Source organism: Bradyrhizobium sp. CB1717, from assembly GCF_029714325.1.
GTDB lineage: Bacteria > Pseudomonadota > Alphaproteobacteria > Rhizobiales > Xanthobacteraceae > Bradyrhizobium.
The window spans coordinates 2,347,174-2,367,942 of record NZ_CP121666.1; the positions used below are offsets into that span (position 1 = coordinate 2,347,174).

Consider the following 20,769-nt stretch of genomic DNA (forward strand, 5'->3'; position numbering starts at 1 on the left):
GGATCTAGCGCCGGGAGCGCACACGCAAGCCCGGCGCGGGCCGCTCCTGGAGCACCTCACGGCGGAAGCGGTAGAGTGCCGCCGGCCGTCCGCCCGTCTGTGTCGACATCACCCCGGTCGGTTCGACCAGGGCTTCCGCTTCGACCAGGCGGCGGAAATTCTGTTTGTGCAGATGCCGGCCGGAGATTGCCTCCACCGTATGCTGCAATTCAGTGAGTGTGAACTCGGCGGGCAAAAGTTCAAACACCACAGGACGATACTTCAGTTTCGCGCGCAGCCGCGCGATTCCCGTGGCGAGAATCCGGCGGTGATCGAATCGCATCGAGGTCCCGAGCGCCGGCAGCGCCTTGCGCGCTAATGCCGCAGGACGGCCGTCGCGCTTGGCTTCCTCGATCAGCCCGGCCTCGTAGAGCAGCTCATAGCGGTCGAGCACGCGCTCCTCGTCCCAGGGCGCGCCCTCAAGCCCGAAATAGAACCGCACGCGATCCTTGCGCGGCAATGCGCGCGTCGTCTCCGGCGTCTCCTGCTCCGCCCAAGCCGTTAGCGCGGGAATGATGTCGCGGGCGATGATCGCGGGCGGCTCCTCGCGCCAGTCCTCCCAGGGCAGGAAGCGGTACCAGGGCTCGAAGCTCGCGCCGTTTGCCGCGAGCTCGCCACCCGCGGCGCGTGTGAGCGCGAGATAGCCGATCGATACCATGTGCGCGCCGGTGTCGCCGGCCTCGGCATGACGGCCGCGATCGCCGAAGGTGTAGAGCTGCTCGACATAGCCGAGCCGCAAGCCCGCCTGCTCCTCGACCCAGGCGCGCAGGCCGATCTCGAAGGTGCGATGGCTCAGCGCATCGAACGGTCCGAACGGCAGGCCCGCCAGCCCGTCGCTGCTGTGCGCAGTGAGGATCAGCGGCTCATGGTCCTCGATCGCGACGATCGCAGCGGTCAGACCGATCTCGATCGGTGTCAGCAGCGTCTCGCTCATGCGGCTGAGATCGCGAGTGTTGTGAGAAAGATAAGCCGGTTGATTGTGGCGGCGTGACCGCGGGCTCGCTGTAACCTCTCCCGCTTGCGGGAGAGGTCGGCGCGTAGCGCCGGGTGAGGGCTTTCTCCTCTAGGGGATTGTCCCGTTGCGGGGACACCCTCTCCCCAACGCTCTCCCGCAAGCGGAAGAGGGGGCGCAGTCCCATCGCGGCTGCTATTCGACTCCCGCCTCATTCGAGCTCGATCACGAAGGGGCGGCCCTCGACCATCATCGCGCCCGGGCCCATCTCGTCGAGGGCGCGCAGCATGCGGCCGTTGCGCCCGAGCGCGCGGTCGGCGAGGCCGACGATGCGCCGGTTCGGCGAGGCGATCGGAGAGGCCGCGCGGATCTTCTTCGCGATCTCGATCTCGTCGCGATGCGGATTGAGCGCGCAGACGGCGGCGAAGGCGCTCGCGGTGGAGCGGCTGATGCCAGCATAACAATGCACCACCAGCGGCGCGCTGCGGTCCCAGCCGCGCACGAAGTTCAGAACCTGCTCGATATGTGTCTCCGACGGCGCGACAAAGCCGTCCATCTCCTCGGTGATGTCGTCCATCGACACCTTGAGATGGTTGGCCGGCAGCACCGATACCGGACGCGCCACCTGCTCGACATTGGCCATCACGGTCAGCACGTGGCTGGCCCTGGTGAGGCGGACGGTTTCGGGAAGCGCAGCGAGGGAACAGACGTGGATCATGGTGGACCTTTTTGCCGCTGATTATAGCGAGCGCTCGTAGGGTGGGCAAAGGCGCATCGTGCCGTGCCCACCTTTTCGCAACTGCGCGCATCACGCCCGGTTTGGTGGGCACGCTTCGCTTTGCCCACCCTACGAAGGGATGACGCTACGCAAACACCGCGCCAAACCGCTCCAGAAACTGCTTCTCCGCCCGCGCCGCGGTCCAGGGCGTGAGATAATCGCGCCGGACGCTGTCGGAGAGACCCGGATCCTTGCCGAACAGACGCCGCGCCTCGCTCTCGCTGAAGCCGGCAAGCTCGGTTGCCTCGAGATAGGCCGCACCGCGATCGGCGGCCTTGATCGCCTGCGTGATCTCGTCCGCCAGCACCGGCGGCAGGCCGAAGCGGACATGAATGGCGCCGAGCAGGCGTTTCTCCACCGCCTTGTAATGGCCGTCGAGCACCGCCTTGAATGGCGAGATCATGTCGCCGATGACATATTCGGGCGCATCGTGCAGCAGCGCGGCGAGCCGCATGCGCTGGTCCACGCGCGGCATCTCGTGCCGCAGCACGGTCTCCACCAGCAGCGTGTGTTGTGCGACCGAGAAGATGTGCGCGCCGGTGGTCTGCCCGTTCCAGCGCGCGACGCGCGCGAGGCCATGGGCGATGTCGGCAATCTCGACGTCGAGCGGGGAGGGATCGAGCAGGTCGAGCCGCCGGCCCGACAGCATGCGCTGCCAGGCGCGGGACTCTGCGCCCCGTGAAGTTTTCTTGGCCGTCATTTGGCCTTGAGGCGCGGCTTGCGCTGCGTCTTGCCGCAGGTTGCGTGGCAATGGCAGTCGACCAGATGGTCGTTGACCATGCCGGTCGCCTGCATGAAGGCGTACACGATGGTCGGGCCAACGAATTTGAAGCCGCGCGCGGACAACTCCTTGGAGATCTGCACCGACAGCGGCGTCGAGGCCGGCACGCTTCCCGTGGTCTTGAAATGGTTGACCTTGGGCTTTCCGTCCATGAAGTCCCACAGCAGTCTTGAGAAGCCCGGGCCCTTCTCCATGATGTCGAGATAGGACTTCGCGCTGAGGATGGCGCCGTCGATCTTGGCACGGTTGCGCACGATGCCGGCATCGTTCATCAGCGCATGGACCTTCTTCGCATTGTAGCGCGCGATCTTCTCCGGCTGGAAATCGTCGAAAGCTTTGCGGAAATTGTCGCGCTTGCGCAGGATCGTGATCCAGGAGAGGCCGGCCTGAAAGCCGTCGAGGATCAGTTTCTCGTAGAGCGCGCGGTCGTCATATTCCGGCACGCCCCATTCAGTGTCGTGATAGGCGACATAAAGCAGATCTTCGCCGGGCCAGGGGCAGCGGGTCTTTCCGTCGGGATGCAGGCGGGGGGCTCGACTCATGCTGTGGGCTGCTTGGAGGGAATGCGGACGATTTCGGGTTCGGCAAGCGTCAGGGTAAGCCCGCCGGCGGTGAGCGGCTGGCCGGCATCGAGCGCGTCGGCGACGCGGTCGATGCGCACCAGCGCAATGCCCTTGCCTCGTGCCGATGAGCCCATGGTGCCGACAGGCTTGTCCCCGGCCATCACGCTGACGCCGACTTCCGGCGAGATCTCGTCGAGCAGCACCTTGACGCTGCGCGTGCGCGCGGTGCCGCGATGCTGCATGCGCGAGACGACCTCCTGGCCGACATAGCAGCCCTTGTCGAAATCGACGCCGGCAAGCCGGTCCATGTTGGTCTCATGCGGGAACGCATCGCTGTACATGAAATCGAGCCCGCCGCGGGGCACGCCGAGCGCGATGCGGTGCGCCTCGTAGTCGGCCGCATCGACCAGGTCGGCGCCGATCAGGTCGGACAGCTTCTGCTTGAGATCCTCGGGGATCAGGATGCGCGTGCCGAGCTCGGCCTTGCGGGGATCGGCGAAGGCGAGGTCCGGCTGCGCCGCAGGCTGGCCGTCCCAGGCCGCGAGCACGCCGAGATCGAGGTTTTCCACCGTGACCTTGGCGCGCAGCTTGTAGAATTTCAGCTTGGTGGCGAGGGTGTCCGCCAGCGCCTTCGGGCAATCGATCAGGAACCCGCCGCCATGGCCGGCGGGCACCTCCGTGATCAGGAAATCGGCGATGATCTTGCCCTGCGGCGTCAGCAGCGCGCCGAATCGCCCCAGGCCCGGCTTCAGCCTGTCGACGTCGGTCGTGATCAGGCCGTTGAGGAAGTTGCGCGCATCCTCGCCCGCGACCTTGATCACGCTCCGGTCAGGAAGAAACGCTGATTTCATGCGAAAATCTCTTGCGACATGTTGCTCCGGAACGTAAGCCCGCAAGGCATAAACGACAAGACCTCGAGCCCTGCGCTTGGGGATGAGAGAGGCCCCATGACCCAGCGTTTCGATGTGATCCTAAAAGGCGGCACCGTCGTCAACCAGGATGGCGAGGGCCAGCGTGACATCGGCATCGCGAACGGGCGCATCGCCGAGATCGGCACGCTGTCGCAAGCGTCCGCAGCGGAGGTGATCGACTGCAAGGGCCTGCACATCCTGCCCGGCGTGATGGACACGCAGGTGCATTTCCGCGAGCCCGGGCTGGAACAGAAGGAAGACCTCGAGACCGGCTCACGCAGCGCCGTGATGGGCGGCGTCACCGCCGTGTTCGAGATGCCGAACACCTCGCCGCTCACTGTGACGGAAGCCACCTTTACCGACAAGGTGAAGCGTGCCCATCACCGCATGCATTGCGATTTCGCCTTCTTCATCGGCGGCACCCGCGAGAACGTGCAGGACCTGCCGGTGCTGGAACGCGCGCCGGGCTGCGCCGGCGTCAAGGTGTTCATCGGCTCGTCCACCGGCGCGCTGCTGGTTGAGGACGACGAAAGCCTGCACCGCATCTTCCAGGTGATCCGTCGCCGCGCCGCCTTCCACGCCGAGGACGAATACCGCCTCAACGAGCGCAAGTCGCTGCGCATCGAGGGCGATCCGCGCTCGCATCCGGTCTGGCGCGACGAGACCGCGGCGCTGATGGCGACGCAGCGCCTGGTCAAGCTCGCGCGCGAGACGGGCAAGCGCATCCACGTGCTGCACATCTCGACCAAGGAAGAGATCGAGTTTCTGCGCGACCACAAGGATGTCGCCTCCTGCGAGGCGACGCCGCATCATCTCACCCTGGTCGCGCCCGAATGCTACGAGCGGCTCGGCACGCTCGCGCAGATGAACCCGCCGGTGCGCGGCGCCGATCACCGCGCCGGCATCTGGCGCGGCATCGAGCAGGGCATCATCGACGTGCTCGGCTCCGATCACGCGCCGCATACGCTGGAAGAGAAGCAGAAGAGCTATCCCGCTTCACCCTCCGGCATGACCGGCGTGCAGACGCTAGTCCCGCTGATGCTCGACCACGTCAATGCCGGCCGCTTGTCGCTGGCAAGGTTCGTCGATCTCACCAGCGCCGGCCCCGCGCGCCTCTACAACATGGCCTGCAAGGGCCGCATCGCCGCCGGCTACGACGCCGACTTCACCATCGTCGATTTGAAGCGCAGCGAGACCATCACCAACAAATGGGTGGCGTCCAAGGCCGGCTGGACGCCCTATGACGGGGTCCGCGTCACCGGCTGGCCCGTCGGCACCTTCATCCGCGGCCGCCGCGTGATGTGGCAGGGCGAGCTGGTGACGCCGTCGCAAGGCGAGCCGGTGCGGTTTTTGGAGACGTTGAAGCAGTAGGGTGATGTGTCGTGGGGACGCTTAGTGCCTCCCCACTCGTCATTGCGAGCCACCGGGTCCGCGCGAAGCGCGGCCCGATGACAGGCTCCGCGAGGCAATCCAGAATCCCTCCGCGGCGGCAGTCTGGATTGCTTCGCTGCGCTCGCAATGACGTGGGGAGAGGCCGTAGCCCGCATGAGCGCAGCGACATGCGGGTTTTCACTTTGCGAGGTTCCCGGGTTTCGCTACGCTCACCCGGGCTACAGCTTTGCAGCGCGAGGTGACCATGTCCCAACCGACACCCCTCATCACCACCGAGCAGCTCGCCGCCATGCTCGGCGATCCCAATCTCCGCCTCTACGATTGCACGACCTACAACGAGCCTGTCCCGCCCGGCAGTGACGTGCCCTATCGCGCGGTGCCCGGCGACAAGACGTTCGCGGCCGGCCACATTCCCGGTGCCGATTTCCTCGACCTGCAAGGCGAGTTCTCCGACACGTCCGCGCGACCGCTCTACATGATGCCTGACGTGGCCCAGCTCGAGGCCGCCTTCGGCCGCCACGGCCTGGATGCATCCAAGACCATCGTGCTCTACAGCATCGGCACCATGATGTGGTCGACGCGGTTCTGGTGGATGCTGCGCTCGCTCGGCGTCGATGCCCGCGTGCTCGACGGCGGTTTTGACAAATGGAAGGAAGAGGGACGGCCGGTCGAGACCGGCGCTCCGAAGGGCTATCCGGCCACGACCTTCAAGGCCGCGCCGCACGCGGGCTTCTTCGTCGACAAGGACACCGTGAAGGCGCGGATCGGAGATCCCTCGACCGTGATCGTCGACGCCCTCGGGCCGCAATTTCATCGCGGTCTCGAGCCGAGCCGCTACGGCCGGCCGGGCCGCGTGCCCGGCAGCATCAACGTGCCAGCCCCAACGCTCGTCAATGCCGACAAGACGCTGACGAGCCTCGCCGATGCCGAGGCAAAGTTCGTCGCCCAGGGCGTCACGCGCGACAAGAATGTGATCGTGTATTGCGGCGGCGGCATCTCCGCGACGATCGATCTCTTGCTGCTGACGCAGCTCGGCTACGACAAGCTGACGCTGTACGACGGCTCGATGGGCGAATGGGCGAGGGACCCGTCGCTGCCGATCGAGACGGATTAGGGCCTTTCTTACCCTCCAGGGGAGGTAAGAAAGTCAGGAACCTTTTCCCTTGGCCTGCATCCAATGTTCGGAACGACGCGAAACGAGCAGGTAACCGCCATGCAAGGGACCGCCGCCGGCGCCAAGGCATCAGAAATCCGGTCATCCGAAACCGAATTGATCGACCGCGCGCGCGGCCGCGACGAGGCCGCGCTGCGCGAGATCATGCAGGCCAACAACCGCAGGCTATACCGCCTCGCACGCGCAATTCTGCGTAGCGACAGCGAAGCCGAGGATGTGGTGCAGGAAACCTATGTGCGCGCCTTCACCCATCTCGACGGATTCCGCGGTGAGTCGGGCCTGTCGACCTGGCTGTCGCGCATCGCCATCAACGAGGCGCTTGGCCGGTCGCGTAGCGCAAGGCCGCATGTCGAGCTCGGCTCGGTGTCCGAAGCCGCGCTCGAGGCGCAGATCATCAAATTTCCCGTCTCTCCCGCAGGCGATCCGGAAAGGACCATGGCCCAACGTGAAATCCAGCGCGTCGTCGAACGCGCCATCGACGCGCTGCCGGATGTTTTCCGCATGGTGTTCGTCGCACGCGTCATGGAGGGCATGAGCATCGAGGAAACCGCCGATCTGCTTGCCGTGAAGCCCGAGACCGTGAAGACGCGGCTGCACCGCGCCCGCACCATGCTGCGCGAGAATGTCGAAAAGGAGATCGGCCCGGTGATGATGGATGCCTTTCCGTTTGCCGGCTGGCGCTGCGAGCGCCTGACCGAAGCGGTGCTGAAGCGGCTTGGTGTAGCCGGCTGAAATTTTTCGGGAACGTTTGTGCGAAACGCCCATCCAATTCCTGTGAAGCAACGCGCCGGCAAACCCTCCGGCAGCACAGGAGTGTCAAACCATGTTCATCCGTTGGAGCGCGGCGGTCGCCGCGGCAATTCTGCTGTCGAGTCCCGCGCTGCAAGGCGCCAGCGCCGCCGACAAGCCGACCGATCCGCAGATCGCCCATATCGCCTACACCGCCGGCGTGATCGACATCAATGCCGCCAAGCAGGCGCAGAAAAAAGCGAACAACAAGGACGTGAAGGCGTTTGCCGAGGACATGCTGCGCGACCATGAGGTCGTCAACAAGCAGGCGCTGGCGCTGGTCAAGAAGCTGAACGTCACCCCTGAAGACAACGACACCAGCAAGGCGCTGTCGAAGCAGGCCAGCGACAAGCTGGCCGAGCTGGACAAGCTGAGCGGCGCTGCCTTCGACAAGGCGTACGTCGCCAACGAGGTTGCCTACCACAAGGCAGTCAACAGCGCGCTGGAGACCCAGCTGATTCCGTCCGCCAGTAACGCTGAGCTGAAGAGCCTGTTGCAGACCGGCCTGAAGATCTTTCAGGGCCATCAGCAGCACGCCGAGCATGTCGCGGCCGAGCTGAAATAGAGAGGGTGGGATGCCGGGACGCCTCGCTTCGATCGCGCTTGCGGTCATCTTCCTGTCGATGTCAGTCCCGGCGCGCGCCGCGACGATAGAGATCACGATGGAGAATCTCGTGATCGCTCCGGCTGAGGTATCAGCGAAGGTCGGCGATACCATCATCTGGATCAACAAGGACGTCTTTGCCCACACCGCCACCGCGAAGAACGGCGATTTCGACGTGACCCTGCCGCCGAAGAAGTCGGCGACATCAGTCGTGAAGAAGGCGGGAACGGTCGAGTACTACTGTCGCTATCATCCCAACATGAAAGCGACGCTCAAGATCGAGCCCTGACGCAGGAGGGAGCATATTCCCGGCTCTGTCGGGAACATCTCCCGCTCATCGCGAGACTAATGCTTGTCCGCGGGGAACGGCTTCCGTGCGATAATGGCGGCAGACTTCGCGACCTTGTCGCCAAGATCTTGTCGCCAAGACCCCGTCGCAAAGTCATTCATCCGTCAACTGGCCCCGCCTGCGTGGCGGGGTCATTTTCGGAGTGTGCTTATTGCCGGGAGATGTCGACGGAGAATTCGCCGTTGCGGATGCGGCCCGGAAAACCCTCGACGAATTTTGCCACCGCATCCTCACCATAGGTGCCGACGAGTTCGGCGAATGCGGCAAACAGGCTCGCCTGCGCCAGGCAGTCGCCGTCGACGCCGTCATGGCGCGCTTCGGCCCAGGCCTCGTTGAGATAGCTCAGGGCTGCCTGCTTCTGCTCGTGATCGGGCAGCGGCGCACGGTCGGGGGCGTATGAAATCGGCTGGCTCATGAAACTCGATCAGGGCTGGGGCGCGTCCACGGCGATGCGCTGCACGAGGAGGTGTAGCACGCGTATTAACGCCCGCTAGGCTACATCTTTAGGAACGGTTAACGGCTGTGAACAAACTCGATGACAGGGTTCCAGCCGTTGTCATTCCGGGGCGCGCGTAGCGCGAACCCGGAATCCATCGTGCCACCGTCCGTGCAGCCAAATGGATTCCGGGCTCGCGACTTCGTCGCGCCCCGGAATGACGAATGGAGAGAGCTAGTTCGCGTAGCGCGCGGTGAGATCGCGCGAGATCTTCGAGCCTTCCTCGATATAGCGGCGGATCGCTACCGTCGCGGCCGGCGTGCAGCTCCGGTAGGTCTGCTGGAAGCCGTTATAGCCGCGGTTGAAGCCGGCGATCATGCGGGTGCGGCGCTCTCCGGACGGGGTTTCGGCGTCGATCAGCGCCTGCATTTCGGTGCGCCATTTGTTGCCCTCGTTGGACCCGCAGATGCCGCGCAGATAGTGCAGCCCGCCGAGGATCTCGGCCAGCCGCTGCAGTTCGCCGTCAAACGGCGCCGCCACGTCCTGGGCCCGGGCGGGCGGGCAGGCGCAGGCGAGAATCAGGGCGAAAATGGCCAGAAATCGCGTCGTCATCGGCGGCTGTATGCCCCCTCGGGACGGCGGGCGCAAGGCGGGCCGTCAGGCCCCGATCAGCCGGTGGGCGGACTGGATGACCTCCTCCAGCCCCCCGGTCAGCTTGAGGTCGCCAAGGCTCGCCAGGGCGTCCGGGGCTATCCAGCGGTAATCGTCGAGCTCGTCGTTCAGGACCAGCTCCCGGGCCGCCCAGCGGGCGGCAAAGGACATGATCAGATAGTGGCCGGCGCCGGGTGCGGCCGGCAGCACCTCGCGCCATCCGGCTAGCCCAATGATATCGATACCGAGCCCGGTCTCCTCGTCGACCTCGCGCTTGAGCGCCTGGTGCAGCGATTCGCCGAACTCGACCCGGCCACCGGGCAGCGAATAGAAGCCTTTTGCGGGCGAGCGGGCGCGGCGGGTCAGGAGCACCTTGCCGTCGCGAAAAATCGCGGCACTGACCGCGATCTGGGGATGGCTGGGCTGGATGACCGCGGCCACGGCGCTAGTTCGCCATGATGGTGTCGACGTCGGCCTCCGCCCCGCCATTGATGATGCCGCCGCAGGCCGCGATCAGCGGCTTGACCCAAAGGGTGGCCTGCTCGGCAAGGCGAACGCGGGTCGTGTCCTTCTCGACCTCACGCATGGCCGAGCCGACCGCGGTCAGGATCGAGGTCATGGTATCAGTGATGTGGTCGAACTGGGCGCGCACGTTGGGGTCGGCCTTCTCATAGGCCTCGATGGCGAGATCCCGTGCCTTGAAATTGGACGCGGTGAAATGTTCGGCATAGGACAGTGGCGACCAGGTCAAAAAATCTTCGGCGCATTCCGGCATATCAGGGACCATTTCGAGCAGCATCACGGCTTCATTGAAATGGTTGAGATAGTCAGTGGCAAGCCCGGTCCGCGGGTTGATGTTGGCCACGCGCAGCCGTTCGGCCCAGGCCGCAGCCTCGGGGCCCGTCTGTACATGCGTCCGCGCGGGTTGGGTGGCCGTTGAGCTCATCTGCCGCAGTGTTAACGTTCGGGGTTAAAAGGACCTGAACGGACCCTATATAGGCCCCCAAGGATGTGTGGACGCTTCGTCATAACTTCGGCCCCCGCGGCTTTGCGGCAACTGTTCGACTATGTCGAGCAGCCGAATTTCCCGCCCCGGTACAATGTCGCCCCGACGCAACCGATTCCGGTCGTTTTGGTCGACAACGGCGCGCGCCATTTCCGCCTGATGCGCTGGGGGTTGTTGCCGTCCTGGGTCAAGGACCCCCGCGGATTTACGTTGCTGATCAACGCCCGGTCCGAGACCGTGCTGGAGAAGCCGGCGTTCAAGAAGGCTATACGCCGGCGCCGCGGCCTGATCCCGGCGGACGGCTATTACGAGTGGAAATCGGAGGGCGGCCGCAAGCAGCCGTTCTTCATCCACCGTGCCGACGGCGAGCCGCTCGGCTTTGCCGCGGTGTTCGAGACCTGGGTCGGGCCGAACGGCGAGGAGCTCGACACGGTCGCGATCGTCACGGCCGCAGCGGGCGAGGACTTGGCCGCACTGCATGACCGTGTGCCCGTCACCATCAGCCCGCGCGATTTCGAGCGCTGGCTCGATCATCGCGGCGATGAGGTCGATGCGATCCTGCCGCTGATGAGGCCCCCACGCATCGGCGAATTCGCCTGGCACCCCGTCTCCACCCGCGTCAACCGCGTCGCCAATGACGACGAGCAGTTGCTGCTGCCGATCAGCGCGGAGGAGATGGAGGCGGAGGCCGAGGCGGCGAAGCCGAAGAGGGCGGCGCGAAAGACCGCTGCGGTGTCGTCAGATGACGGGCAGGGGTCGTTGTTTTAGGTAGGCTGGCGCTATTCACTCCGCCTTCGCCGGGACGACGATGGAGTGTGTGGTTATCAGTGCCGTAGGGTGGGCAAAGGCGCAACGCGCCGTGCCCACGATCTCTCTCCTCAATGCGCAATGGTGGGCACGCTTCGCTTTGCCCACCCTACGGCAGTGGAGCTTTAAACGATCTCTCTTGCCCGCAGCCCTGCGATCTCCGCAGCATCGAACCCCAGCTCGCCCAGCACCGCATCCGTATCCGCGCCCAGCTCCGGCGCCATGCGATCCAGCTTGCCGCCGCCATGCGCGAGCTTGAACCCGCTGCCGGCAAAGCGCAGGCGGCCGTAGGGCGTGTCGAGCTCCTGGATCGCGCCGCGCGCCTTGATCTGCGGATGGTCGATGACCTCCTCGACCTTCCAGATGCTGGCACAGGGCGCGCCGGCGTCTTCCAGGATCGTCTCCCATTCGCGCGCAGGCCGTTTCGCCAGCGCCTCCTCGATGATGGCGCGCAAGGCCGGCTCGTTCTCGTTGCGCGAGAACCAGTCGGCAAAGCGCGGGTCGCTCAGCGTGTCCTCGCGTCCGAGCGAGGACATCAGCGCGCGGTACTGCTTCTCGTTGTTGACGGCGAGCAGGATGTGGCCGTCGCCGCACTTGAACAGGTTCGCGGTGGTCCTGCGGCTCACGGCCTGGTTGCCCGAAAGCTGCTGGCGATGACCGGCGACCGACCAGTCGGCGATCTGGCCCGAGAGGAACGCCATCGTTGCCTCCAGCATGGAGACGTCGATGAGCTGTCCCTTGCCGGTGCGGTCGCGCTGATACAGCGCGCTCGACACGCCGAATGCTGCCGTGGCGCCCGACAGCACGTCGCACACGGCAAAGCCGGCGCGGGTCGGCCCCGTTTCAGGATGGCCGGTGATCGCCATGATGCCGGACAGCGCCTGCATCTTGCCGTCATAGCCGGGCCGCAGGCGATCCGGGCCGGTCTGGCCGAAGCCTGACACCGCGCAATAGATCAGTTTTGGGTTGATTGCGGACAGCGCTTCATAGCCGATGCCAAGCTTGTCCATCACACCCGGGCGGAAGTTTTCCATGACGACGTCGACCTGCGCGGCGAGCTTCTTCACGATGGCGATGGCATCGGGCTTCTGCAGGTCCAGCGTCAGGCTGCGTTTGTTGCCGTTGATGGCCTGGAAGGCGGGCGCGAGCCCGCGCTCGGCCCATTCGCGGGAGAGCGGCGTGCGGCGCATGTCCTCGCCCTCGCGCCGCTCGACCTTGATGACGTCCGCGCCCAAGAGCGCGAGCTGGTAGCTCGCATAGGGGCCGGCCAGCACTTGCGTGAAGTCCAGGATCTTCACGCCCTCGAACGGTCGCGTCACGTCTCTCTCCCGATGGTTGTTGTTGTTATTGGAGGACGTCAGGCAGCGCGGTTGCCGCGCGCGATCTCCTTCTGCTTGTCGAATTCGGCGCGGCGCCGCGCCAGCTCTTCCGGCGAGAGCTGCGCGACGTTGTTGTAGTCGAGCTTCCAGGAGGCGTCCTCGCTCCAGCGCAGCGGCGACTGCATCGTGGTCTGCGGGCCGCTCGCGGTCTCCAGAAGCTTCAGCGCGAGCTCCAGCGTCTGTGCCTGCGAGGCGACGTCGTGCGGCTTGCCGGCGGAATTGCCGAGGGGGAAGTCCGAGAACAGGAAGCGCGGCACGGCGGCGTGCTCGATGATGTCCTTGGCGCAGCCCATGATCACAGTCGGAATGCCGTTCCGCTCCAGGTGCCGCGCCACCAGAGCGGTGGTCTGGTGGCACACCGGGCAGTTCGGCACCAGCACGGCGACGTCCACCTTGTCGGCAAGGCAGCGCGCAAGAATCTCCGGCGCGTCGGTGTCGAGCGTGACGCGATGGCTGCGATTGGTTGGCGCGCCGAAGAAGCGCGGCGCCACGTCACCGATGCGTCCGGCGGCGGACGCTTTCAACAGCTGCGGCAGCGGAAACCAGGTGCCGCTGTCGGTTGCCGAGGTGTGCTTGCGGTCGTAGCCGATGTGGGAGATGCGCAGGTCGTGCTGTTGCGACGTGTCGCCGTCATAGACCTGGTAAAATTTCGCGCTGCCGTTATAGGCCGCGCCCGGCCCCTGGTCGCCCTTGGTGGGATCGTAAGGTGCAGCGGTGGTGATGATGGTGACGCGCGACTTTGCCAGCGGCTTCTTCAGCGGCTGGAACGGCGCCTCGGTGTGATGCGCCCAGCGATACGGCGTGGTGTAGCCGATCGCCGCGTAATAATCGCGCGTGCGCTGCATGTAGGGGACGTGGGAATCGTAGTCGGGCGCAAAGCCGAATTCGTCGTCGCGCGGAGCGGACATGGGGCGCGTCTCCTGGTTCTTGGTTGAGACCAGACTAGAGATAGTTTCGGGGTTGCTCAACGGGGGGCAGCGGAGCGCAGGACAGAATTGCAGGGTTGGTGGAGCGAGCCGCGCTCTTCCCCTTTCCCCTTGTGGGAGAGGGTGGCTTCGCGGAAGCGAAGCCGGGTGAGGGGTCTCTATCCTCACGAACGGTCTCGTACGTGGAGAGATACCCCTCATCCGGCGCTTCGCGCCACCTTCTCCCACAAGGGGCCTGTTGCGTAATTCGCCAGTTGTGATTCCCTAGGGCAAAGCCTTGAGGGGATGACGATGGCGGTTAAGCGGACGGGACAGCCGAGCTTTGTGGAAGCACTGATGCCGAAGGGGGCCGGCGCCAATGCAGCGCTGGATCGGCTGGCTGGCCTGGTCAAGTGGTACCGGTTCGAGAAGCTGATCGGCCATCTGCGGGATGAAGGGAGCCCCGGTCGTCCAGGCTATCCGGTGCTGGTGCTGTTTCGTGCGGTGCTGTTGCAGTCGCTCTATGGTCTTTCGGAACGCGAACTCGAGGAAGCGTTGGGCGACCGGTTGTCGTTCAAGCGCTTCGTCGGTTTGAGCCTCGAAGATGCGACGCCCGACCACACGGTTCTGAACCGCTTCCGGAACCAGCTCGTCGAACAAGGGCTGTTGGAGAAGCTGTTTGGCGAGCTGGATCGCCAGCTCGAGAATGCCGGGGTCATCCTCAAGCGCGGCACGATGCTGGATGCGACCTTGATCCAGGCGGTGTCAACCCCTCCGAAGCAGGATCGTCCCTCAAACGACCCAGATGCCCGGTTTACCAAGCGGCAGGGCAAGGGTGGTTCGACCTTCGGCTACAAGGCTCACATGGGTGTCGACGAGGGATCCGGCCTGATCCGCGCAGTCCTGACCACGCCCGCCAATGTCAACGACACAACGCCGGCCGACGAACTGATCCGTGGCGATGAAGCCGTGGTGTGGGCCGATGCAGCCTACGACACCCATGCCCGACGGGCTCGGCTGAAAGCGGAAGGCAAGAAGCCCCGCATCGCCCGTCGTCCCAACCGACATCACCCGGAGCTACCGCCTCGGCTCAAACGCTACAACCTCCTCATCGCGCGCCGACGAGCCCAGGTCGAGACCACCTTCGCCACTCTCAAACGCCGCATGCGGCTGACCTGCATCCGCTATGTCGGTCTCATGAAGGCAAGCGGGCAGGTCCTGCTTGCCTCCATCGCGTTCAACATGAGGCGCTGGGCCGCGCTCGCCGCCTGAGACGCCCGCCAAGGGCACCAAGTACAGATCTCGGCCTGACAATCGGCGTCAACACAGCCCTCTCTCCCTACGTCTCCTGCCTCAAAAGGCCGTAGCGCAACAGGCCCACAAGGGGAGAAGGGAACAAGCCTACCTGAACACATGCAGCGCGGCGTATTGCAGCAGCATGATCGCCTTGGCGTCGATGATGCGGCCGTCGGCGATCATCGCCAGCGCCTCGTCGATGGAAAGCTCCATCACCTCGATGTCCTCGCCCTCGTGCTCGAGCCCGCCGCCGTCGCTGACCCGCATTTCCGGCTCGTACTCGGCGACGAAGAAGTGCAGCTTTTCGGTCACGGCGCCGGGGCTCATGAAGGCCTCGAACACCTTGTGGACGTGGTGCAGGCGATAGCCGGTCTCCTCCTCGGCCTCGGCGCGGATGCGCTCCTCGGGCGAAGCATTGTCCAGCACGCCGGCCGCGGCCTCGATCAGGAGGTCGTCGTGGCCGCGGATGAACGCCGGCAGGCGGAACTGGCGCACCAGGATCACCGTGCGCAGGGCAAGGTTGTAAGGCAGCACTGCGGCGGCGTTGTCGCGCTCATAGGTCTCGCGGTGCTGCGTCTGCCACGCGCCATTGGCGCGCCGGTACTCGAACGTCGTGGTCTTCAGCGGCGTCCAATTGTCCGAGAGCACTCGGACGTCCTTGATGCGGACGCGGTCGGAAATGGTCATGGCTGTCTCTCTTTTCTTCACCTCGCCCCGCTTGCGGGGAGAGGTCGCATCCCATCGGAGATGAGATGCGGGTGAGGGGGTACAGGTCCGTCGACGATCTCGCGTGTGGAGAGAGGCCCCTCACCCCAACCCTCTCCCCGTAAGAACGGGGCGAGGGGGCGTAGTTGCGTTCGCGGCCACATCTCGGTCGAGCCTTACGGACTCGCGCGGCCGTCGAGCCACTTCTGGAACATCACGGAGGTGGACAGCTCGAAACCCAGCGAGCCGTAGAAAGCGTTGGCCTGCGCGTTCTCGCGCCGGACCAGGAGCTGGAGCTTCGAAATTCCGGCCGTGCGCAGCCAGTCCTCCGCGGCCGCCATGATGACGCGGCCATGGCCGCGCTTGCGGCTATCAGGGTCGACTGCGACGTAATAGACCCAGCCGCGGTGGCCGTCATGGCCGACCATGACGGTCGCGACGATCCCGCCGGCCTCGCGGCCGACCAGCACAGTCGAATTCTCCCGCCGCCGCGCCAGCGCGATGTCGGCATGCGGGTCGTTCCAGGGCCGCGTCAGGCCGCAGCGCTGCCACAGCGCGACGACGGGCTCGACGTCGGCATCATTGATCGCGTCGATCGCAAGAGGGTTCACAGCACCTTCCCCGGATTCATGATGCCGAGCGGATCGAGCATCGCCTTGATCGACCGCATCAGCTCGATCGCGGTCTTGTCCTTCACCTCGGGCAGCTCGTCGCGCTTCAGCACGCCGATGCCGTGCTCGGCCGAGATCGAGCCGCCCATGCGCAGCACGATCTCGAACACCACGGCGTTCATCTCGTGCCAGCGCGCCAGAAAGTCGGCGGTGTTGGCGCCGATCGGCTGGCTGACATTGTAGTGCAGATTGCCGTCGCCGAGATGGCCGAACGGCACCGGCCGCGCGCCGGGGATCAGCTTGACGACGGCGGCATCGGCCTCCGCTATGAAGGCAGGCACGGCGGCGACGGGCACGGAGATGTCGTGCTTGATCGAGCCGCCCTCGGGCTTCTGCGCCGCCGACATTTCCTCGCGCAGCTTCCAGAAATTGTTGCGCTGGGCGAGGCTGGCCGCGATCACGGCGTCGTCGACGATCTCCTCCTCCATGGCGCGGCCGAGGATCGTCTCCAGCGGCGTGCGGGAATCGTCACCGGGAGAGGACAATTCCATCAGCACGTACCAGGGATGCTTCTCGGCAAGCGGATCGCGCACGTCGATGCCGTGGCGGACCGAGAAATCGACCGCCATCTCCGAGAGCAATTCAAAACTCGTCAGCGCGTTGGCGGCTTCGCCCTGTGCGATCGTCAGCAGCTTCAAGGCCGCCTCGGGCGATTTCAGCCCGACGAAGGCGGTCTCGACCGCCTTCGGCTTCGGAAACAGTTTCAGCGTCGCCGCCGTGATGATGCCGAGCGTGCCTTCCGCTCCGATGAAGAGGTTGTGCAGATTGTAGCCGGTGTTGTCCTTCTTCAGCTTCGACAGCACGTTGAGCACACGCCCGTCGGCGAGCACCACTTCCAGCCCCAGCGCCATCTCGCGCGCGACGCCATAGGCGAGCGCGGCGGTGCCGCCGGCGTTGGTGGAGAGATTGCCGCCGATGGTGCAGCTGCCTTCGGCGCCGAGCGACAGCGGAAACAGCCGGTCGACGTCGGACGCCTTCTGCTGCGCGATTTGCAGCACCACGCCGGCCTCGCAGGTCATGGTGTTGGAGGCGGTGTCGACCTCGCGGATCTTGTCCAGCCGCCGCAGCGACACCACCACCTCGCCATTGTGCGGCGTCTGGCCGCCGACGAGCCCGGTGTTGCCGCCCTGCGGCACCAGTGCGATTCTGTGTTCTGATGCGAGCTTGCAGATCGCGGAGACTTCCGCGGTCGAGCCCGGGCGCAGCACCAGCGGCGAGCGGCCGTGGAACAAATTGCGCTCCTCGGTGACGTAAGGCTCGATGTCGGTCGCATCGGTGATGGCGTGGCGCTCGCCGACGATCTTGCGGAATTGTTCGATCAACTCGGGCGCGAGCGGAGGTGGGGCAGTTTTGTTGATGTTCATCGTCTCGTCTCTTCGCTCTTATCGTGCCACCGCAGCGCGCCGCAGTCGGTCATTGATCGCTTCGCCCAGCCCTTCCTCGGGGATCGACATGACGGCGATCGCCTTCGGCGCCTTCGCATCGAGGGTACGAAGATAGCCGAACAGATTGGCGGCGGCTTCATCGAGATCACCGGCGGGCGACAAATTCATGACAGCCGCGGCAGCATCAACGCCGGGCAGGTGCGAAGGACCGAACGCGAGCAGCGCTTCATCAGGCGCAACGTCCTGCGCGCGGAGCCGCACATTGGCGCGCGGCGCGTAATGCGAGGCCAGCATGCCCGGCGCCAGCGGCTGGCTGTCGTCGCTGCCGGCCTCAACAGGCGGTCGCGCCAGGGCTGCGCCGAGCACCCCCTCGATCCGCTCACGCGACAATCCTCCGGGCCGAAGCAGCATCGGCGCATCGAAGCAGCCGACAATCGTCGATTCGACGCCGACGTCGACCGGCCCGCCGTCGACGATGAGGTCAATCCGCCCCGCAAGGTCGCTTTCAACATGGGCGGCCAGCGTCGGCGAGACGTGACCGGAGATGTTGGCGGACGGCGCCACCACCGCTCCGCCAAAGGCGCGCAGGATCGCCTGCGCCACCGGGTGGGCGGGAATGCGGATCGCGACGGTGTCGAGACCTGCGGTGGCGAGATCCGCCACCGGGCAGTCCTCCGTCTTCGGCACCACCAGGGTCAGCGGCCCCGGCCAGAACGCCTCCGCAAGGTTCAAGGCGCGCGCGTCGAACCGGCCGATCCGGCGCGCAGCGGCGATATCAGGCACATGCGCGATCAGCGGATTGAAGGCCGGCCGCCCCTTGGCGCCGTAGATATGGGCGACAGCCGTGGCATTGGCGGCATCTGCGCCGAGCCCGTAGACCGTCTCGGTCGGGAACGCGACCAGCCCGCCGGCCGCGAGCGTCCGGGCGGCGGCCCCGGCGGCGGCCTCGCCGGCCGGTAAAATCAGCGTTTCAAGACCCGTTTTCACAGGGACAAAATTCCTCATCTCGGCCGCTTGCGGTGCGCCAAACCCGACGCTATAAGCCGCCTTCTTGTCGGAGTGTGGCTCAGCCCGGTAGAGCACTGCGTTCGGGACGCAGGGGTCGCAGGTTCGAATCCTGCCACTCCGACCATTATTTCAAGTACTTATAGTTTCGATGTTTTTTGGGCGCAATGAAATGCGCAATGATTTGGGGCACGGCAGCCATGCCGGTCGATCTTAAGGCTTAGGCCCAAGACGTCGAGGAGCCGATCAAGCAGATCCGCGACGATCTCGCGCCGCTGGAAGCCGGGAAAATGACGATCGGGGAACGCGAGGGACATGGGCCTTGGCGGGATGCCACGCAGGACATGATCAAGCATCACAAGTCCTCCCTCCGAACCTACGAGCTTATTTTGGCTGACGCCGGGCGCGAATAGCGCGCGGCGAATAGAGTACAGCTCAGCGCCTTCCTCCAAAAGCCTCAGCAGCCTCTTCTTGGAAATCCGGGTGATGGTGGCCATAGTTGGCTTCCAGCTGCTCTACGGTCATCCCAAGCCAGCCAGCGGCTTCCCACATGTCGACGCCTGCCTGCATGAGCCAAGTTGCCGCAGTGTGGCGCAACGAGTGGCGAACCACGTCATCGCCCAGCCCCGCATCCTCCAGAATTCCTTCCCAAGCCGACCTGATCTTGCCGGCAAGCGGCTGGCCATCGTGGATGCGGTTGACGACGAACCGAATCTGCTCACCGTTCTTCATGACGCCCGCCGCTCTGAATTCGGAGGAACGCATCTCGTCGATCTTCTGCCAGCGGACTAGGTGAGGGCGCAGCCGGCTGGCGATCTTCGCAGGCGGGCGTCGCTTCTTGGTCGACCGCTCCAAGGCCCCCTTACCTTGGTACACCATCGCGTCCAGATTCATCCAAGGATGAGTCGTTGTCGGCAGCCACTGTGTGCGGCGGATCGTCTCTTCGCGGCGCGCACTGTAAATACCGACCAAGGTGAAGCGCGCCGCCGGATAGCGACGGCGGATGATCCACCGCTCGCGTCTCAAGAGCTTGCCATCTTCACCCCGTTTCCAGGTCTCTCGCTCATTGTCCCACACGTAACCGATCGCTGCACCAAGCAAGCGAGCGGCTTCATTGCGCGTCAGCCATCGTTGGCGCCCCTCTGCCTTTGGAGGCAGGGTGATCTTTGGGACCACGCTCAGTGTGTGCTCTGCGTGATAGGCGTTGACCGCAGCCCGCAAATCCTCAAGTCGGCGTCGCGCGGTCTGATCCGAGACCGAGCTGTTGCGGGGCTTGATGCCTGCCTTTCTGTTGTTCTCGTTCAGCGTACCAGTAGACCAGTCTACGAAATCGCGGCAGAGCTGGGCCTTGAGTTCGCTGACCGTCTTGTCGCCAAAAAAGTTGTTGAGGTCGAGCAAGCGAATGAGCAGCAGATCGTGTTGTGCCCACGCGCGTTGGTCGCTCTTATCCTTGGGGCGCTTTGAAATTTCGTATGCAGTGAGAACATCAGCTATGGCGAGGGCGCCCGGGTCAGTGGCACCGATTGTACTAGTATGCCGCCCGCCGATGTAGGTTTCGAGTGCCTTCGCAGCGCCATCAATGTCGTCGCGGCAGCAGCCTGTGCGGATCTGCCGGCCGCGGTCGAGGATGATCCAGGTCTCATCGTCCTCTCGGAACCAGAGTCGTGGTGGCTTGGCTTTGCGGCCCGGCATGACGGCTTGACCAGTTTGCGGATGGCACGAGGGGTAGTCAGATCCTTGCCTGCAACTTTGGCGATTTCAAGAGTCCCAGCCGCTACTGCCCTTCGCAATGATGATAATGTCAATGGACCTTGCGGAAAAAATACAGCGACAGCCTCAATAAGGGTCATTACCTCGTCCTCTCCCCATTGGGCGGGATCGGGGCGTGCTTTAACGCGGGCGAGCTTGTCGGTGTTACGCTTGCGCATCTGTTGGCCGGTTCTCTCGGCTTCATGAGACCTTTGCCTCGACCGTTCGGTTCAGCGGTACGCGAAATCTGTTCTTTCGGGCAGCTTAGTGCCTTTGGCTGTGCGGCGATCGGCGACTTTGGAGTGCAAATCGGACGACTTAGCACACGAGGTTCGCAGCTCCGAACCGTCAGTAACTTCGATTGCGGCCCTCGATAGCGACCGATGAGGACCCCGCCTGCCTCGGTGTTGTTCTCGGGAGCTCCTGAGTAGCGCTCGATCCT

24 protein-coding genes and 1 tRNA gene are annotated in these 20,769 nt (G+C 64.9%); 8 read left to right on the plus strand and 17 right to left on the minus strand.

Annotation, left to right across the window (positions count from 1 at the left end; genetic code table 11):
- Positions 1–4 precede the first annotated feature (4 nt).
- The 5 genes from QA649_RS11090 to QA649_RS11110 all read right to left on the minus strand — a co-directional run bounded on the left by QA649_RS11090 (position 5) and on the right by QA649_RS11110 (position 3,964).
- Positions 5–973 (minus strand): NAD regulator, encoded by a 969-nt coding sequence (locus QA649_RS11090; protein ID WP_283024203.1) that lies wholly within the window; start codon positions 971–973, stop codon positions 5–7.
- Between the two features lie 229 nt (positions 974–1,202).
- Positions 1,203–1,709 carry a protein-tyrosine phosphatase family protein gene (locus QA649_RS11095; protein ID WP_018648769.1) on the minus strand — a complete coding sequence of 169 codons (507 nt, stop codon included), beginning with the start codon at positions 1,707–1,709 and terminating at the stop codon, positions 1,203–1,205.
- Positions 1,710–1,854: 145 nt separating this feature from the next.
- Positions 1,855–2,469 (minus strand): HD family hydrolase, encoded by a 615-nt coding sequence (locus QA649_RS11100; RefSeq protein WP_283024204.1) that lies wholly within the window; start codon positions 2,467–2,469, stop codon positions 1,855–1,857.
- Complete coding sequence (locus QA649_RS11105) at positions 2,466–3,092, minus strand: DNA-3-methyladenine glycosylase I (RefSeq protein WP_283024205.1); 627 nt, start codon at positions 3,090–3,092, stop codon at positions 2,466–2,468. The genes QA649_RS11100 and QA649_RS11105 overlap by 4 nt, the downstream gene beginning before the upstream one ends.
- Positions 3,089–3,964, minus strand: coding sequence for a folate-binding protein (locus tag QA649_RS11110; protein WP_283024206.1), 876 nt, complete (start codon positions 3,962–3,964; stop codon positions 3,089–3,091). Before QA649_RS11110 ends, QA649_RS11105 begins: the two co-directional genes overlap by 4 nt.
- A 96-nt stretch (positions 3,965–4,060) precedes the next feature.
- Here QA649_RS11110 and QA649_RS11115 point away from each other — a divergent pair, with 96 nt between their 5' ends.
- From QA649_RS11115 to QA649_RS11135, 5 genes are all read left to right on the plus strand, one after another.
- Positions 4,061–5,395: a dihydroorotase gene (locus QA649_RS11115; RefSeq protein ID WP_283024207.1), complete on the plus strand. Its 1,335-nt coding sequence runs from the start codon at positions 4,061–4,063 to the stop codon at positions 5,393–5,395.
- 265 nt (positions 5,396–5,660) lie between these two features.
- A complete protein-coding gene (locus QA649_RS11120) occupies positions 5,661–6,530 on the plus strand; it encodes a sulfurtransferase (RefSeq protein WP_283024208.1) in 870 nt (289 codons plus the stop codon).
- Positions 6,531–6,629: 99 nt separating this feature from the next.
- Positions 6,630–7,322, plus strand: a complete 693-nt coding sequence (locus QA649_RS11125; RefSeq protein ID WP_283024209.1) for an RNA polymerase sigma factor — start codon at positions 6,630–6,632, stop codon at positions 7,320–7,322.
- A 91-nt stretch (positions 7,323–7,413) separates the two neighbouring features.
- The gene (locus QA649_RS11130) at positions 7,414–7,944 is read left to right on the plus strand and encodes a DUF4142 domain-containing protein (RefSeq protein WP_283024210.1); all 531 of its coding nucleotides are present in this window, start codon (positions 7,414–7,416) and stop codon (positions 7,942–7,944) included.
- Positions 7,945–7,954: 10 nt separating this feature from the next.
- The gene (locus QA649_RS11135) at positions 7,955–8,272 is read left to right on the plus strand and encodes a cupredoxin domain-containing protein (protein ID WP_283024211.1); all 318 of its coding nucleotides are present in this window, start codon (positions 7,955–7,957) and stop codon (positions 8,270–8,272) included.
- Between the two features lie 208 nt (positions 8,273–8,480).
- Here the strand turns inward: QA649_RS11135 and QA649_RS11140 are convergent, their stop codons facing one another.
- The 4 genes from QA649_RS11140 to QA649_RS11155 form a co-directional block, all read right to left on the minus strand.
- On the minus strand, positions 8,481–8,747 hold the full coding sequence (locus QA649_RS11140; protein ID WP_018648760.1) for a hypothetical protein: 267 nt from the start codon (positions 8,745–8,747) through the stop codon (positions 8,481–8,483).
- Positions 8,748–9,002: 255 nt separating this feature from the next.
- On the minus strand, positions 9,003–9,380 hold the full coding sequence (locus tag QA649_RS11145) for a TIGR02301 family protein (protein WP_283024212.1): 378 nt from the start codon (positions 9,378–9,380) through the stop codon (positions 9,003–9,005).
- Between the two features lie 45 nt (positions 9,381–9,425).
- Positions 9,426–9,860, minus strand: a complete 435-nt coding sequence (locus QA649_RS11150) for an NUDIX domain-containing protein (protein WP_283024213.1) — start codon at positions 9,858–9,860, stop codon at positions 9,426–9,428.
- A gap of 4 nt (positions 9,861–9,864) precedes the next feature.
- Positions 9,865–10,365, minus strand: coding sequence for a hypothetical protein (locus QA649_RS11155; protein WP_018648757.1), 501 nt, complete (start codon positions 10,363–10,365; stop codon positions 9,865–9,867).
- Between the two features lie 63 nt (positions 10,366–10,428).
- On the opposite strand from QA649_RS11155, the gene QA649_RS11160 reads away from it, so the two are divergent.
- On the plus strand, positions 10,429–11,193 hold the full coding sequence (locus QA649_RS11160; protein ID WP_283024214.1) for an SOS response-associated peptidase: 765 nt from the start codon (positions 10,429–10,431) through the stop codon (positions 11,191–11,193).
- A 164-nt stretch (positions 11,194–11,357) separates the two neighbouring features.
- Here QA649_RS11160 and QA649_RS11165 read toward each other — a convergent pair whose 3' ends face one another.
- Together QA649_RS11165 and QA649_RS11170 are read right to left on the minus strand one after the other, a co-directional pair.
- Positions 11,358–12,551, minus strand: coding sequence for a CoA transferase (locus tag QA649_RS11165; protein ID WP_283024215.1), 1,194 nt, complete (start codon positions 12,549–12,551; stop codon positions 11,358–11,360).
- A 38-nt stretch (positions 12,552–12,589) separates the two neighbouring features.
- A complete protein-coding gene (locus tag QA649_RS11170) occupies positions 12,590–13,519 on the minus strand; it encodes a glycine/sarcosine/betaine reductase selenoprotein B family protein (RefSeq protein WP_283024216.1) in 930 nt (309 codons plus the stop codon).
- Positions 13,520–13,822: 303 nt separating this feature from the next.
- Between QA649_RS11170 and QA649_RS11175 the strand changes: the two genes are divergently transcribed.
- Positions 13,823–14,788 carry an IS5 family transposase gene (locus tag QA649_RS11175; RefSeq protein WP_283020138.1) on the plus strand — a complete coding sequence of 322 codons (966 nt, stop codon included), beginning with the start codon at positions 13,823–13,825 and terminating at the stop codon, positions 14,786–14,788.
- Positions 14,789–14,917: 129 nt separating this feature from the next.
- Here QA649_RS11175 and QA649_RS11180 read toward each other — a convergent pair whose 3' ends face one another.
- From QA649_RS11180 to QA649_RS11195, 4 genes are all read right to left on the minus strand, one after another.
- A complete protein-coding gene (locus QA649_RS11180) occupies positions 14,918–15,499 on the minus strand; it encodes an NUDIX domain-containing protein (protein ID WP_283024217.1) in 582 nt (193 codons plus the stop codon).
- A 194-nt stretch (positions 15,500–15,693) separates the two neighbouring features.
- A complete protein-coding gene (locus QA649_RS11185; protein ID WP_283024218.1) occupies positions 15,694–16,128 on the minus strand; it encodes a GNAT family acetyltransferase in 435 nt (144 codons plus the stop codon).
- On the minus strand, positions 16,125–17,552 hold the full coding sequence (locus QA649_RS11190; protein WP_283024219.1) for an FAD-binding oxidoreductase: 1,428 nt from the start codon (positions 17,550–17,552) through the stop codon (positions 16,125–16,127). Before QA649_RS11190 ends, QA649_RS11185 begins: the two co-directional genes overlap by 4 nt.
- Before the next feature lie 18 nt (positions 17,553–17,570).
- The gene (locus QA649_RS11195) at positions 17,571–18,560 is read right to left on the minus strand and encodes an L-threonylcarbamoyladenylate synthase (protein ID WP_283024220.1); all 990 of its coding nucleotides are present in this window, start codon (positions 18,558–18,560) and stop codon (positions 17,571–17,573) included.
- 68 nt (positions 18,561–18,628) lie between these two features.
- On the opposite strand from QA649_RS11195, the gene QA649_RS11200 reads away from it, so the two are divergent.
- Positions 18,629–18,705: transfer RNA gene (locus QA649_RS11200), tRNA-Pro, on the plus strand.
- Between the two features lie 13 nt (positions 18,706–18,718).
- On the opposite strand, the gene QA649_RS11205 is transcribed toward QA649_RS11200, so the two are convergent.
- Both QA649_RS11205 and QA649_RS11210 read right to left on the minus strand, forming a co-directional pair.
- On the minus strand, positions 18,719–19,075 hold the full coding sequence (locus tag QA649_RS11205) for a hypothetical protein (RefSeq protein WP_283024221.1): 357 nt from the start codon (positions 19,073–19,075) through the stop codon (positions 18,719–18,721).
- The gene (locus QA649_RS11210; RefSeq protein WP_283024222.1) at positions 19,014–20,270 is read right to left on the minus strand and encodes a tyrosine-type recombinase/integrase; all 1,257 of its coding nucleotides are present in this window, start codon (positions 20,268–20,270) and stop codon (positions 19,014–19,016) included. Before QA649_RS11210 ends, QA649_RS11205 begins: the two co-directional genes overlap by 62 nt.
- Positions 20,271–20,769 lie beyond the last annotated feature (499 nt).

Coding starts and splice junctions, on each gene's coding strand:
- QA649_RS11090 (WP_283024203.1), bottom strand. CDS start 973: ATGAGCGAGACGCTGCTGACACCGATCGAGATCGGTCTGACCGCTGCG.
- QA649_RS11095 (WP_018648769.1), bottom strand. CDS start 1,709: ATGATCCACGTCTGTTCCCTCGCTGCGCTTCCCGAAACCGTCCGCCTC.
- QA649_RS11100 (WP_283024204.1), bottom strand. CDS start 2,469: ATGACGGCCAAGAAAACTTCACGGGGCGCAGAGTCCCGCGCCTGGCAG.
- QA649_RS11105 (WP_283024205.1), bottom strand. CDS start 3,092: ATGAGTCGAGCCCCCCGCCTGCATCCCGACGGAAAGACCCGCTGCCCC.
- QA649_RS11110 (WP_283024206.1), bottom strand. CDS start 3,964: ATGAAATCAGCGTTTCTTCCTGACCGGAGCGTGATCAAGGTCGCGGGC.
- QA649_RS11115 (WP_283024207.1), top strand. CDS start 4,061: ATGACCCAGCGTTTCGATGTGATCCTAAAAGGCGGCACCGTCGTCAAC.
- QA649_RS11120 (WP_283024208.1), top strand. CDS start 5,661: ATGTCCCAACCGACACCCCTCATCACCACCGAGCAGCTCGCCGCCATG.
- QA649_RS11125 (WP_283024209.1), top strand. CDS start 6,630: ATGCAAGGGACCGCCGCCGGCGCCAAGGCATCAGAAATCCGGTCATCC.
- QA649_RS11130 (WP_283024210.1), top strand. CDS start 7,414: ATGTTCATCCGTTGGAGCGCGGCGGTCGCCGCGGCAATTCTGCTGTCG.
- QA649_RS11135 (WP_283024211.1), top strand. CDS start 7,955: ATGCCGGGACGCCTCGCTTCGATCGCGCTTGCGGTCATCTTCCTGTCG.
- QA649_RS11140 (WP_018648760.1), bottom strand. CDS start 8,747: ATGAGCCAGCCGATTTCATACGCCCCCGACCGTGCGCCGCTGCCCGAT.
- QA649_RS11145 (WP_283024212.1), bottom strand. CDS start 9,380: ATGACGACGCGATTTCTGGCCATTTTCGCCCTGATTCTCGCCTGCGCC.
- QA649_RS11155 (WP_018648757.1), bottom strand. CDS start 10,365: ATGAGCTCAACGGCCACCCAACCCGCGCGGACGCATGTACAGACGGGC.
- QA649_RS11160 (WP_283024214.1), top strand. CDS start 10,429: ATGTGTGGACGCTTCGTCATAACTTCGGCCCCCGCGGCTTTGCGGCAA.
- QA649_RS11170 (WP_283024216.1), bottom strand. CDS start 13,519: ATGTCCGCTCCGCGCGACGACGAATTCGGCTTTGCGCCCGACTACGAT.
- QA649_RS11175 (WP_283020138.1), top strand. CDS start 13,823: ATGACGATGGCGGTTAAGCGGACGGGACAGCCGAGCTTTGTGGAAGCA.
- QA649_RS11180 (WP_283024217.1), bottom strand. CDS start 15,499: ATGACCATTTCCGACCGCGTCCGCATCAAGGACGTCCGAGTGCTCTCG.
- QA649_RS11190 (WP_283024219.1), bottom strand. CDS start 17,552: ATGAACATCAACAAAACTGCCCCACCTCCGCTCGCGCCCGAGTTGATC.
- QA649_RS11205 (WP_283024221.1), bottom strand. CDS start 19,075: ATGGCCACCATCACCCGGATTTCCAAGAAGAGGCTGCTGAGGCTTTTG.
- QA649_RS11210 (WP_283024222.1), bottom strand. CDS start 20,270: ATGCCGGGCCGCAAAGCCAAGCCACCACGACTCTGGTTCCGAGAGGAC.